The organism is Apibacter adventoris, assembly GCF_002964975.1.
In the GTDB taxonomy this organism is placed as follows: domain Bacteria; phylum Bacteroidota; class Bacteroidia; order Flavobacteriales; family Weeksellaceae; genus Apibacter; species Apibacter adventoris.
This window is the reverse complement of record NZ_PSZM01000001.1, coordinates 95,621-110,131: the sequence shown is the minus strand read 5'-3', so window position 1 is coordinate 110,131 and position 14,511 is coordinate 95,621. Positions and strand designations below refer to the sequence as shown.

Sequence of the window (14,511 nt, the reverse complement as noted above, 5' to 3'; positions counted from 1 at the left end):
TTTTTTAATTTGAAACCTGAAGTTAGAATTTTATTTTTGGTTAAAGGGGACTATTTTTTATATAAAGAATTTTTTACAGCCTTAATTACTTCTGATACGTTAGGAAACCATTTATTAAACAAAGCTGAAGAATAAGGAGCTGAGGTATCTGGGGTAGTAATTCTCTTTATGGGAGCATCTAAATAGTCAAAAGCTTTTTGTTGCACCATATAAGTAATTTCACTGGCTATAGAAGCAAATGGCCATTCTTCAATTAATAGAATTAAACGATTAGTTTTTTTAACTGAATTGATTACAGTTTCATAATCTAAGGGACGGACAGTTCTTAAATCGATTACTTCTGCATTAATACCTTCTTTTTCTAATTCAGTAGCGGCTTGCATAGCTAATTTTACGATTTTGCCAAATGAAACAATAGTCACATCAGTTCCTTCTTTTTTTACATCTGCAACTCCTATGGGTATTAGATACTCATCTTCAGGAATTTCCATTTTATCTCCGTACATTTGTTCAGATTCCATAAATATAACGGGATCATTATCTCTTATTGCTGATTTTAAAAGTCCTTTGGCATCATAAGGATTTGAAGGAATAATAACTTTCAATCCAGGACAGTTTGCATACCAACTTTCAAAAGCTTGTGAATGAGTAGCTCCTAATTGACCTGCAGAACCTGTAGGTCCTCTGAATACAATGGGGATATTCCATTGTCCCCCACTCATTTGATACAGTTTGGCAGCATTATTTATAATTTGGTCTATGGCAACTAATGAAAAATTGAAAGTCATAAACTCAACTATAGGACGACATCCATTCATTGCGGCCCCAACACTAATTCCAGAAAAACCACTTTCAGCAATTGGGGTATCTATAATTCTTTTAGGACCAAATTCATCTAACATCCCTTTTGATGCTTTATACGCTCCGTTATATTCAGCAACTTCTTCACCAATAAGATAAATCGATGGATCTCTTCTCATCTCCTCACTCATGGCTTCACAGATTGCCTGTCTAAACTGAATTTCTTTCATTTTCTAAAAAATTAATATTACAAAAATACAAATATTTTATTTATCTGAAATTCTTTATTAAATGAATTAAAAAGAAAATTAACGTAAAAAATAGAGTGTTAAATTCATAGAAACAATTATATTAAAATGAATTTTATTAAGAGTTTATAAAGTAAAGTTATTATTTAATGAATAACTCTTTTACTTATAAATAATATTCCCCCTAAAGGATTTGTATATGAGAATTTTTTTAGGTTAAGTTAATAACCTTTTTAAATGGGAAATGATTATAATTGAATTTTTTTAATTATTTCAGGAATTGTTATTTCGTTCATACAAGCTCGATCTTTCCTAAAGCAAGGCTTATTGCCAAAAATAGAACAAGGTCTACAATTCAAATCTGTTTTTTGAATTACATCACTTTCATTTTGTCCATAACCAAGAAAACCGGCAAAGGGGTGGGTAGCTCCCCATAAAGAGATTACCCGTGTTCCTACAAGTGAAGCAATATGCATGTTTGCAGAATCCATACTTATCATAAGAGGAAGGGAACATATAAATTTTATTTGTTCCTGTAAAGAAGTTTTTCCAGATAAGGAATGAATATTTGGATGCAATTTCTCCCAAGATTCTAAAATATCGGATTCTTTTTTACCTCCTCCAAATAAGTATATGGTGCAATTATTCGATGCCAAGTCTATACATATTTCTCGCATTTTATCTAAAGGGAACATTTTTTCTTTATAATTAGCAAAAGGTGCTATACCAATACAATTTTCTTTTTTTTCAGATATAGGATATAATTTGTGTGATAATTTTATTGTAAATCCTAATTCTCGGAATACATCCGCATATTTTTCAGAAACCGGACGTAAAGGTTGTAATATTTTGTTTTTTCTTCTTGTTAATAATTTTCTTTCTTTTCGATTTTTATTTAAGGTTGCTTTTTTTGTAGTGGATGAGGATAAAAAAAACTTTAAAAATTTCGTTCTCAAAACATTGTGCAGATCAGCAATCATGGTGGCTTTATATACTTTTAATTCTTCAGCGAGTTTCTTTAATCCTCGTATTCCTTTATAATCTTCTAGATTCACTCCAATGAATGTGGAATTTGAAATTGATTGAAAGAAAGGTTCAAATAAAGAGCGAGATACAATAAGTAATTCTATATCAGGGTTTTGTTCAGCAAATTCTCTTAGTACCGGAACGGTCATAGCTACATCTCCCATGGCTGAAAAACGAAATACCAAAATCTTTTCTTTAGAATTGCCCATTTACTGCATTTGTTAGAATTGATTATTTTTTTATGGAATAAGCAATAGCATAATATTTTATTTGTTTAATCATGGCTAGAAGTCCATTGGCACGGGTAGGAGAAAGAAATTCTTGTAACCCTATTTCTTTTATAAAATCTTCATTGGATTTTAAAATATCCGAAATAGGTTGATTAGAATATATTCGAATTAGCATAGCAACAATTCCCCTGGGTAAAATAGCGTCGGAATCAGCTTCCAAAAACATTTTTCCGTCTTTGGTATAAGCTTTAAACCATACTTGAGATTGACAGCCTTTAATTAGCCTGTCTTCTGTTTTATCTTTATCTGGCATAATCGGTAAAGATTTCCCTAATTCTATTACATATTCATATCTTTGTTCCCAGTTATCAAAAAGACTAAATTCATTTATTAATTCCTGTTGTATTTCTGAAATGGTCATGATAAAACAATATGTTAGTTAATAAAATCAAAACCGGTATATGGTACTAAAACTTCGGGTATGTGGATTCCTGTTTCAGTTTGGTGATTTTCTAATAAAGCGGCTAAAACTCTTGGTAAAGCAAGAGATGATCCATTTAGAGTATGGCATAGCTGATTTTTTCCTTCGGATTTATAACGTAATTTTAATCGATTTGCCTGGAAGGTTTCAAAATTTGAGACAGAGCTGACTTCCAACCATCTTTTTTGAGCTCCTGACCATACTTCAAAATCATAAGTTATAGCAGAGGTAAATCCTAAATCTCCTCCACATAAACGTAAGATTCGATATGTAAGCTGTAAGGACTCCAAAATACCTTTTATATGATCAACCATTTCTTCTAACGCTTGATAAGAATTTTCAGGTTTTTCTATTCTTACTATTTCAACTTTTTCAAACTGATGTAGACGATTTAGTCCACGCACATCTTTACCATAAGAACCAGCTTCTCTTCTGAAGCATGGAGAGTAAGCAGTAAGCTTTATAGGTAGTTGTTCAGGATCTAATAATTCATCACGATAAATATTGGTTACTGGTACTTCAGCAGTTGGGATTAAATATAAATTATCTTCATTAACAAAATACATCTGTCCTTCTTTATCAGGAAGTTGTCCTGTACCATAACCGGATGCTTCATTTACGACAAATGGAGGTACAATTTCTGTATATCCTGCTTCTGCATTTTTATCTAAGAAATATTGGCTTAATGAACGTTGCAAACGAGCACCTTTTCCTTTATAAACAGGAAATCCTGCACCGGTTATTTTAACACCCAGTTCAAAATCTATTAAATCGAAATCTTTAGTAAGTTCCCAATGAGGTTTTGCATGGTTTATTATGGTTAAATCACTGGTATGTTTAAAGACTTCCAAATTATCTTCTTCATTAATTCCTGCCGGGACTAAGTCATTAGGTATATTAGGTATTTCGTATAAGTATCGTTTTAAATTTATTTCGATTTCGCTTAATTCTTGTTGTAATTTTTTTGTGGATTCTTTTAAAGATGCCGTTTTAGCTTTAGATAATTCTGCTTCATCCTGTTTTCCTGCTTTTATCAAAATTCCTATTTCTTTAGATATTTTATTCATCTCACCGAGCTGGTTATCCAGATCAAATTGTGTTTTTTTTCGAACGTCATCTAAAGCAATAATTTCATTAACCAATTCCAATTTGGCGAAATTTCTCTTTTTTAATCCTGTAAGAACTTTATCTTTGTTATCCCTGATAAATGCAACTTGTAACATAGTTTATGTAATTCTTTAAACGACAAATTTAGTGTAAAAAAAATAAATCTTATATAGTTAATAAATGTCCAAATGTATTTTATTTTTAATAATATAGTTAAAAAATATTAATCACTTAGTAAATAAAAGGATAGCGAAAATATAACTTTAATAAATGTTAATTTTAATAGGATATATATAATTAAGGCATATTTTCCATGACATATTGTTTAGGGGTTTTTCCATATTGTTTTTTAAAAGAGGCGATAAAATGTGAAGGACTTTTGTATCCTATGGCTGTAGCTATTTCATTTATTGGATATTTATTTAATAACATTTGATGTGCATAATTCATTCGAACTTGGGATATATAATTATGAATAGTATTTTTATATAAAAGCTTAAAGCCGGTTTTAAGTTTTAATTCATTCAAATGAATAATTCTTGAAAGTTGTTTAATAGTAGGAGGATTTTCATAATGGGTGTTTAGATAAGCTTTAGCCATTTCAATTTTATTTAGGTCTGTAACTTTTATATTTAATAAATGATTTTGTTTTGTAGAAAAATTTCTATACACAATCAAAAATAATTCTTTTAGTTTCACATGATAATAACTATGACCTAAAATTCCAATTTCATTATGATTAATTATATCATTAAAAATATTTAAAATACTAAAATTTACAGAAATGATTATTTCTCCAAAATTTATATACTTGTTATTTTGTATTTTTTTATTTAATACACTGTCAGGAAACCACTTTTCATTTTTTAGAATAGATAAAAAATATGGTTTTGAAATAAAAATTCTAATATAGTTCATTAGGGACTTACTGCGGATTATCTTTACATTTATATTATTTTTGTTCTGATAGGCCATTTGAAGAATCCCCGGTTTAACTTCTTTTATTATTTGAGTTTCATGTTTAAGTATTTGGGTATTACCATTATATAATAAAGATAATTGAATATATTCTTTTTCAACTGAAAATGTATTAATAAAATCATCTAAAACAGTAAATTTTTGAGAAAGTATACATAAACCACTAGTATAAATAAGCTCTTGTTCTCCTTGGACAAAATTATTCTTTAAAAATTTTTGTTCTTTAATTATAGAAGAATTTATATTTATTTCATCTGGAATATCCAGTTTCAATGTTGGTTTGTTATTGATCTCTGAATAAATAATCATTATACTATATCTGTTATTTTTTATACCAAATATGGTATTATTATATATTTATAATCCTATACCTTTGCCTTTAATTTTTATTTAGTCTAAACAAAAATAAAAAAAATATTAATATTTAGTGAGAAAATAATTACTACTCAATGAAAATATATTTATACTTCTTTTTTTTAGGTTTATTTTCAAGTGGTCTATATTCACAAACCGGAATAATAGAGGGGATAGTTAAATCTCAAAATAAAACAATATCGGAGGTTTTTGTTGGGGTAAAAAATACTACTTATACAACTAAAACCGATCAAAATGGATATTTCAAACTAGTTTTACCCCAAGGACATTATTTACTTTCTTTTTCGAATGAGGATTATGAAAACTATCATATTGAGGTTGATATAATTAAAAATGAAAAGAAAAAAATATCTGTAGAACTAAAACCTTTACCTTATAAAGAAATTGAAGATGTAATAATCAAGGGAAAAACAGCATTACAGAAAACAAAAGAAACTGCTTTCAATGTTACAGTTTTAGATGCTAAGTCGTTTTATAATAGCTCATTAGATTTAGCTCATATGTTGGAGAAGGCACCCGGAGTTAAAATTAGAGAATCCGGAGGAGTAGGTTCAGATATGTCTATTTCTCTTAATGGCTTTACAGGACGACATGTTAAATTATTTATGGATGGTGTACCTATGCAAGGATTTGGCTCGGCGTTTCAATTGAATAATATTCCGGTAAATATTGCTGATCGTATTGAAATTTACAAAGGAGTAGTTCCTGTTGAATTTGGGGCTGATGCCATTGGAGGAGTTATTAATATAGTGACAGCCCAAAGTGCAAATACTTATTTGGATTTATCATATTCATCAGGTTCATTTAACACATATAAAACCAATTTAAATTTTGGTCATACAACAAAGTCCGGATTTACAGTTCAGTTAAATGCATTTCAAAATTATTCAGATAATAATTATAAAGTAAAAACATCGGTATTGGATTTAGATACTAATGTATTTTCATCAGAGAAATATTGGGTAAAAAGGTTTCATGGAAAATATCATAACGAAACAGGTATATTGAAAGTAGGATTTACAAAAAAAAGCTGGGCGGATAAATTTTTGATTGGAATTACTTTAGGTGAAGAATTTTCTGATATCCAAAATGCTAATTTGATGGAAATTGTATATGGTAAGAAAAAAAGAGAAGCTACAACGGTTATGCCATCTTTAGTTTATGAAAAAAATGATTTTTTTATCAAAAGACTAAACTTTAAACTAACTGCTAACTATAATAAAAATTATAATAAAAATATTGACACGGCAGCACGTCAATATAATTGGTTTGGTGATTATGTACCTAAAAAAACTAAAGGAGAAGGTATATATTCACTTTCAAGATTTCATAATAATAACACTTCAGCAACTGCAAACTTAAGTTATAAATGGAATGATATGCATAATTTCACTATAAACGATGTTATAAGCGGATATGAAAGAAAAAAATCAGATCATGTTTCTATTGTAGAAATCGGCTCAGTGAAAGATACTATGCGAAGAACTAATCTTAAAAATATATTAGGAGGTTCTTATAAATTTAATTATAAGAATATATGGAATGCAGACATTTTTGGAAAATATTATTATCAAAAAGTAAAAGGTCCCAAAAATATATCCAAAATCACTAATAGTACAAAATATATAGAAACTACAGAAAAGTATAATACTACAGGTTATGGCTTAGCATTTACTTATTTTTTGAAAGATTATCAGTTAAAAGGATCTTTCGAAAAAGCCTATCGCTTACCAACAGATAATGAACTTTTTGGAGATGAGGTGTTAGAAATGGGAAATTCTGTATTAAAAGCTGAAAATTCGTTGAATTACAATGTTGGAATTACCTTGAACAAAGAATTCAAAAATAAAAATTCCATATATTTTGATGTAAGTGCTTACTATAGAGATACTCGTGATTACATACGAAGAATTATCGAACAACATTATGGAACCGCTAGTTATGTAAATCATGGGAAAGTAAAAAATATAGGAGTAGATGCAGAAGTTAAATTTTATTATAAAAATAGATTTATGATAGGAGGAAATATTACCTATCAGGATTTAAGAAATAAAGAGCGTTATTCATCAATAAGTGGAACTAGAAAAGATGCAACTTATAATGATAGGATTCCGAATGTCCCCTATTTTTTCGGAAACCTTGATGCTGCTTACTATATAAATAATATAGGGCAAAAAGGTAATAATTTAAGTTTAGGATATACATTTAATTTTATAGGGAAATTTTATTTAAACTGGGAAAGCTTAGGAGATAAAAGCTCAAAATATACATTACCCGAACAATTATCTCATGATGTAATGATAAATTATAGCTTCCATAAAGGCATGTTTAATGCCTCTCTAGAACTTAAAAATATCACCAATACTTTACTTTACGATAATTATAGCCTGCAAAAGCCAGGAAGAGCTTATTATATAAAGCTTCGATATTTCTTTTTTAAAACAAATAAAAATAAATGATATAAAAATTATGAAAATAGCATTATTTACAAAGAAAATAGTTTTACTTCTAACAGCTACAATATTTATAACGAGTTGTGGAAGTGATGATAGTGTTAATGAAGGAGTAGATGAAGGATCTAATGATTTTTCACAAAAATTTGTGATAGCTGCTACAAAAGGATCTTCAAGTTATATGCTTACTACAAATAATCTGGACCAAGGAAGTTCCAGCTTATCGGGAAAAGGAATAGAAATAGGAAGGGTATTTACACATTTTATAAATTATAAATATCAATCTCTGGTAGGGCTTATTTATGGCCAAGGAGGAACCTATGTAGGGTATTGTTTCATTTTAGGGCAAAATGGTAAGCTACAAAAGTTGAAAGGAGAGGGAGATATGGGATTTCAGGTAAGTAGTTTTAATACAGTTGGAACCTTTGGAGATTATATGGTTGCAGCAAGAGGAACCCAACCTTTAGCGGACGGTACTACAGGAGCTATATTTAGTTTTATACAACAAAATGGGAACAATCTTTCTATCACTACAAAAACACTACATACAGATAACATAGTGGGCAATGGGAATCCTACAATAAGCGGGATTCTTGATATAGGAAATGGAGAATTCCTTACGTCTTTAGTAAACCCCAATGATCCCGACAAGGTATATATCATAGCCTTGGATATAGATTTGAACGTAAAAAGGATTTATACAGACAATAGAATCAGTTACTCTTGCGGAAGATGGCGTTCGGCGATGTACTCACAATTAGGAATGGACGATTCAGGAAATATATATGTATTTTCCGGATCCTATGAAAGTACAACCACTAAACCGGCAGGAGCGCTTCGTATAAGTAAAGGAAGTACATCATTCGACAAAGATTATTATTTTAATATTGAAGAAGTTTCAGGTGGATACCGATTTCGTAAAGTATTTCATATAACTGAAGATTATTTTTTATTAGAATTTTATAACGAATTGGAATATCAAAATACAAGTCCTGCTTCACAATACGCTATTGTGAAAATGAACTCCAAAAAATTTACATGGCTAAGAACAGGTTTTCCGTCTAAAGATCAAATAACAGGAACCGGTTGGCCTTTAAGTTATCAAGGAAAAATATATTATCCGGTTACCACATCTAATGATCAGCCTACCGTATATGAAATAGACCCTAAGACGGTTACAGCTAAGGCAGGATTAGTGGTTGAAGCAGAAGGGATTACCGGTATATCCCTATTAAAAAAATAATAAATTCAATAAACAGATTATAAATTAAATATATTATGAGAAAAACAAACATTATTCAAAAAGTTATACTAAGCGTTCTGGTGAGTTATATGGCAATCTCTTGTAGTAGTGATGATAATGATGGTCCCGTAGAACCGCCTGTAGTAGAAAAAGGCAAATTTGTAATATCCGCAGCTCCGGGAACAGGAAAATTAGGGGTAGGTACCTATTTTTTGACGGTTGATCAATTAGATTCCGGGACTGATGGCATAGTAGATAATGCAAATGCAGTAAAAACAACCAGCTCTTTTACTCAAATAGTTGTAAATAATTCTAAAACTTTAATGGGATTTATCTATCCTAACGGATCCGATTTAGGGCAAGGAAAATCTGGAGCCAGAGCTTTTAAATTTGGAGACGATAATAAAATGCAAGAGTTACAAGGAAGTCCTTTTATTACCGGAAGATTTTCTGTAACCGGAAATTTTGGTAACTATATTTTTGCAATGTCCAATAAAGATAATAGTTATCTTTTTGAAAAAAGTGGAGATAATATTAATATGGTTGACAAACCAATAGATTTTGCTTCGCATATGATAAATGACAAAAAAGCAACTATAACAGGAATTGCCGATAGAGGGAATAATGAAATTATAGCAGCGTTTAAATATGCTTCATTAGATAATGTTGCAGTTGCTATAATGGATTATGACTTAAACATAAAATCAGTAATCCAAGATTCACGTATAAGTTTTTCAGGGGGACAATGGAGAGGAGCAGTTTATTCACAGATTTCAACAGATAAATCAGGAAATGTGTATGTATTCTCAGGTGCAGGTTCAGGAAATAGTACGCAGAAAAAAGCAGGAGCTTTAAGAATAAATAAAGGTACTACTGAATTTGATAATAAATATTATTTCGATATAGAAACAGCTTCTGGAGGATATAAATTCCGAAAAGTTTTTCCAATTACAGAAGATTATTATTTACTTGAGTTTTATAATGATTTGACAAATTCTGGAAATACATCTAGTGCAACCCGTTATGCAGTTATTAAAATGGGAACTAAAGACTTTAAATGGGTACAAGGTATTCCTGATTATTCTCAAATATCTAGCAATGGATGGCCACTAGCTTATAAAGGAAAAATGTATTTACCATTAAATCCGGTTAGCGGAAATTCAGCTGTATATGTTATTGATCCAGCTTCAGGAAATGCAACTAAAGGATTCGAAGTTAATAATGATAAAGAGCAGATCAGAGCTGTATCTTACTTTAAAAATTAAGTAATTTTGCTTAAATAGGAGTGTTATATAAAGCAGCTGATACTATCAGCTGCTTTTTTATTTGGTATTTTTATTTAGTCTATATAAAAAATATTATAAAAATTTTATACATTTACTTTTACTTAATAAAATAAAAAAAAATGAAAAAAAAATTAATAACCTTACTATGTATTGCATCTTTTTGGATGAATGCACAAAAAAATAATATACTGCTGGATAATGACTTTTGGAAAAATAAACCTAATATACATTCAGTGGAAAATGAAATTAAAAAAGGTAATGATCCGATAGAATTTAATGAGAATAAGTTTGATGCTGTTACGGTAGCTATATTAAATGATGCACCAATAGAAACCGTTAAGTATTTATTAAGACAAAAAGGCAATGACATTAATAAATTAACACATGATAATCGGATTTATCTACATTGGGCGGCATACAAGGGAAATATAGAATTAATTAAGTACCTTATTGAGAAAAAAAGTGATGTAAACCTTGAAGATTCTCATGGATTGACTCCTTTGGTATTTGCGGCTAATGCAGGACAAACAGATATTGAATTGTATAAACTTTTTTTTAATGCTGGAATAGACCCTAAAAAAAAATATAAAGATGGAACTAATATATTACTTTTAGAAATTCCATATGATTCTGATCTTCACCTTACAGATTATTTAATATCTAAAGGACTTTCTCTTTCAGATACTGATGATAAAGGGAATACAGCATTTGATTATGCAACAAGAAAAGGGAATGTAGAATTATTGAAAAAACTTAAAGAAAAAGGGGTAAAACATACAAATAATGCTCTATTTATGGCTGCTGAAGCTACACGAAGAACAGCAAATACTATAGATGTTTTCCAATACCTTGTAGATGATTTAAAAATAAATCCTTTACTAACCAATGAAGACCAGCAAACTGTTCTACATATCTTGGTAACAAAGCCTAATCAGGTTCCAATTATAGCCTACTTTTTAAATAAAGAAGTAGATCCGGAAAAAGTAGATAAATATGGAAATACAGCATTTATGTACAGCGCTAGTGGAAAAGATACACAAAATACGGAAATCTTTTTATCTATGGTTAAAAATATAAATGATACCAATAATAAAGGAGAAAGTGCATTAATGCAAGCAGTAAAATCCAGTACTTCAGAGATGGTAGCCTTGTTACTTAAAAATGGAGCTGATATTAATCAAGCAGATAACAATGGAAATACCTCAGTTTATTATCTTATTCAATCGTATAATTCTAGAAATAAAGATTTCGATACAAAGCTAACTTTATTAAAAGAAAAAGGATTAAATTTTGCAGCAAAACAACAAGAGGGAAATACTATTTATCATTTAGCAGTTATAAAAAATGATTTAAATTTGATGAAAAAATTGTCAGATCTTAATGTAGATGTGAATACTCCTAATAATGAAGGAATTACTCCTTTACAGCGAGCAGCAATGATAGCTAAAGATACTAGTATTTTAAAGTATTTAATATCATTAGGAGCTCAGAAAAACGCAAAAACGGAATTTGGAGAAACAGCATATGATTTGGCAAAAGAAAATGAAGTTTTAAAACAGAAAAAATTGTCTATAGATTTTCTAAAATAAATTATGATGAAAATAAATCTTAAAAAAGTGTTGTATAGTGTTTTATTAGGGTTAATGCCTTTTATAATAAATGCACAGACCTCTAAATATAAATGCTTACTTCAAATGAATAATTATATGGGTGAAGGAGCTTATATAGTAGTTTCTTTAATTTCGCCTCAAGGTCAATATGAAAAAACTTTATATATAATGGGAGATGATAAAAGATGGTATAATAATTTAAAAGAATGGTTCAAATATTATTCAAAAAAGAAAGATATAAATGCGAAAACCGGAGCGTCTGTAACTGGAGGAGATAGAAGTATAACCACTTTAGAAATTGAAAATTCTAAAATAAATAAAGGATATAAACTACGTTTTGAAACAGCTGTAGAAGATCAGAAATATTACACTAAAGATTTAGAAATACCACTTACAACACAAGCACTTTCAGGCAAGTCTACAGGTACCGGATATATTAATTATGTGAGACTAAGCAAGATTCAATAATTCAATGACTCTTTCCATCTGGAGATATGCCCATTTAACATTAGCATTAATTTCATTTCTATTTTTAAGTATGGCTTCCATTACGGGATCCATACTTGCTTTTAATGCAATCGAAAATAATGTTTCTCCTTATCATATACATCAAATAAAACAAATAAGCCTAGCTCAGACTTTACCTGTTTTGCAAAAAAAATATCTGGAAATTACGGAATTAGAAATTACAGATAATTCTTATGTGAAAATACAGGGTTTAGATAAGGAAGGAAACGATATAGAAGGCTATATTAATCCTGAAAATGGGAATATAATTGGAGTTCCTAAAAAAAATAACAAATTTATACAATGGATAACGTCTTTTCATAGGTCATTATTTTTACATGATACGGGAAGGATTATTGTAGGAATAAATTCATTTTTATTATTTTTAATAGCAACATCCGGAAGTATATTAATAATAAAAAGACAAAAGAAAATTACTCGTTTTTTCTCAAGAATTAAAAAAAGTTCTTCACCACAATATTATCATGCATTATTTGGAAGATTGATGCTTTTGCCGATTATCATTATTTCAGTTACTGGTACTTATCTTACTATGGAAAAATTTAATCTTTTTCCTAAAACAGAACATAAAATTACTTCAAAACAATCACCTGATCCAACTACTAAAAAAATAGATTTTAAGGATATACCTTTGTTTTCTCAAATCAAGCTTTCTGAAGTAAAAAAAATAGAATTTCCTTTTTCAGAAGAACCCGATGATTATTATATTATTAAATTAAAAGATAAAGAAATAACAGTAAATCAATTCAATGGTTCTATTGTATCACAAATTGATTTTCCAATTTCGCAAAAATTTGTAAATATTGGTTTAGATTTGCACACTGGAAGAAACAGTATAGTTTGGGCATTTATTCTAATTATTTCAAGTTTATATATTTTATTTTTCATATATTCCGGTTTTTCTATTACCTGGAAACGAAAATCTCCTAAATTTAAAAATAAGTATACAAAAGAAGAAAGTAAGATTATTCTTTTAGTAGGTTCTGAAAATGGAACTACATTTAGATTTGCTAAAGCAGTTTATAAACAATTATTAGAACAAGGTCTACAATCATACTTAACAGAATTAAATAAATATCAATCTTTTCCGCAAGCAGAGTATTTGCTTATTTTCACTTCTACTTATGGTTTAGGAGATGCTCCATCTAATGCTCAAAAATTTGAAATACTTTTAAAAAAATATCCGCAAAATCATCCTGTCAATTATTGTGTAATAGGCTTTGGGTCTATGCTATATAATAATTTTTGTGGTTTTGCTGAGTGGGTTGATAAACTTTTAAATAAAGAATTGTGGAGTAAGAAATTAATTAATATACATAAAATAAATGATAAATCACCAGTAGATTTTATAGAATGGGTAAAAGAGTGGAATAAAATAATTCCTATAAAATTATATTCCGATACTAAATTTTATAAATATATACCTCAAGGACTTAAAAAAATAAAGGTGGAAGAAGTATATATTCCTAATGATTCCAAAAACACATTTCTCATAAAACTGAAGCCCGGAAAAATTAAATTTACTTCAGGAGATATTTTAGTAGTTTATCCATCTAAAGAAAATGAAAAAGAAAGATATTATTCTATAGCAAAGATTAATAATAATATACAATTATCTATAAAATATTATCCCTCAGGTTTAGCTTCTGAATATTTAATCAGTCGTAATCCTGGAGATACTATTTATGCCCGAGTAATAAATAATACTTCTTTTCATTTTCCAGAACAAGCAAATCAAGTAGTTTTAATAGCAAACGGTACCGGAATAGGCCCCTTTTTAGGTATGATTGCACAAAATCTAAAAAAAACAAAAACTTCACTCTATTGCGGATTTAGACAAGAAAACGAGATAGTTATAAAATATGAACAATTTTTAGAAGAACAAATTAATCAAGGAAAATTATTGCAATATGACTTTTCTTTTTCTTCAATGAGGGAAATACGATATGTAATGGATTTAGTAAAAAGAGACAAAGATTTTTTTGCAGATATGCTTAAAAATAATGGAGTAATAATGATTTGCGGATCATTACAAATGCAGACTAATGTTGAGAAAATTTTAGATGAAATTGTTTTTGATAAATATCAGGAAAGAATAATAGAATACAAAAATCAAGGACAAATATTGACCGATTGTTATTAAAG

Annotated in this window: 11 protein-coding genes; 6 read left to right on the top strand and 5 right to left on the bottom strand. The window is 29.0% G+C overall.

The window, feature by feature from the left end:
• Nucleotides 1-50: 50 nt before the first annotated feature.
• From C4S77_RS00550 to C4S77_RS00530, 5 genes are all read right to left on the bottom strand, one after another.
• Nucleotides 51-1,031, bottom strand: a complete 981-nt coding sequence (locus C4S77_RS00550) for a pyruvate dehydrogenase complex E1 component subunit beta (protein ID WP_105245290.1) — start codon at nucleotides 1,029-1,031, stop codon at nucleotides 51-53.
• A gap of 266 nt (nucleotides 1,032-1,297) precedes the next feature.
• Nucleotides 1,298-2,284 (bottom strand): glycosyltransferase family 9 protein, encoded by a 987-nt coding sequence (locus tag C4S77_RS00545; protein ID WP_105245288.1) that lies wholly within the window; start codon nucleotides 2,282-2,284, stop codon nucleotides 1,298-1,300.
• A 22-nt stretch (nucleotides 2,285-2,306) separates the two neighbouring features.
• Nucleotides 2,307-2,726 (bottom strand): SufE family protein, encoded by a 420-nt coding sequence (locus C4S77_RS00540; protein ID WP_105193828.1) that lies wholly within the window; start codon nucleotides 2,724-2,726, stop codon nucleotides 2,307-2,309.
• A 14-nt stretch (nucleotides 2,727-2,740) separates the two neighbouring features.
• Nucleotides 2,741-4,009 (bottom strand): serine--tRNA ligase, encoded by a 1,269-nt coding sequence (serS, locus tag C4S77_RS00535; protein ID WP_105245286.1) that lies wholly within the window; start codon nucleotides 4,007-4,009, stop codon nucleotides 2,741-2,743.
• 181 nt (nucleotides 4,010-4,190) lie between these two features.
• A complete protein-coding gene (locus tag C4S77_RS00530) occupies nucleotides 4,191-5,180 on the bottom strand; it encodes a helix-turn-helix transcriptional regulator (protein ID WP_105245284.1) in 990 nt (329 codons plus the stop codon).
• Between the two features lie 140 nt (nucleotides 5,181-5,320).
• On the opposite strand from C4S77_RS00530, the gene C4S77_RS00525 reads away from it, so the two are divergent.
• The 6 genes from C4S77_RS00525 (at nucleotide 5,321) to C4S77_RS00500 (ending at nucleotide 14,509) form a co-directional block, all read left to right on the top strand.
• Nucleotides 5,321-7,705, top strand: coding sequence for a TonB-dependent receptor (locus tag C4S77_RS00525; RefSeq protein WP_105245282.1), 2,385 nt, complete (start codon nucleotides 5,321-5,323; stop codon nucleotides 7,703-7,705).
• 10 nt (nucleotides 7,706-7,715) lie between these two features.
• On the top strand, nucleotides 7,716-8,942 hold the full coding sequence (locus C4S77_RS00520) for a DUF4374 domain-containing protein (protein ID WP_105245280.1): 1,227 nt from the start codon (nucleotides 7,716-7,718) through the stop codon (nucleotides 8,940-8,942).
• A 35-nt stretch (nucleotides 8,943-8,977) separates the two neighbouring features.
• On the top strand, nucleotides 8,978-10,207 hold the full coding sequence (locus tag C4S77_RS00515; protein ID WP_105245278.1) for a DUF4374 domain-containing protein: 1,230 nt from the start codon (nucleotides 8,978-8,980) through the stop codon (nucleotides 10,205-10,207).
• 140 nt (nucleotides 10,208-10,347) lie between these two features.
• Entirely contained in the window at nucleotides 10,348-11,817 is a 1,470-nt protein-coding gene (locus C4S77_RS00510; protein WP_105245276.1) for an ankyrin repeat domain-containing protein, read from the top strand.
• A 6-nt stretch (nucleotides 11,818-11,823) separates the two neighbouring features.
• The gene (locus C4S77_RS00505; protein ID WP_105193821.1) at nucleotides 11,824-12,306 is read left to right on the top strand and encodes a DUF2271 domain-containing protein; all 483 of its coding nucleotides are present in this window, start codon (nucleotides 11,824-11,826) and stop codon (nucleotides 12,304-12,306) included.
• 4 nt (nucleotides 12,307-12,310) lie between these two features.
• On the top strand, nucleotides 12,311-14,509 hold the full coding sequence (locus tag C4S77_RS00500; protein ID WP_105245274.1) for a PepSY domain-containing protein: 2,199 nt from the start codon (nucleotides 12,311-12,313) through the stop codon (nucleotides 14,507-14,509).
• Nucleotides 14,510-14,511: the final 2 nt, after the last annotated feature.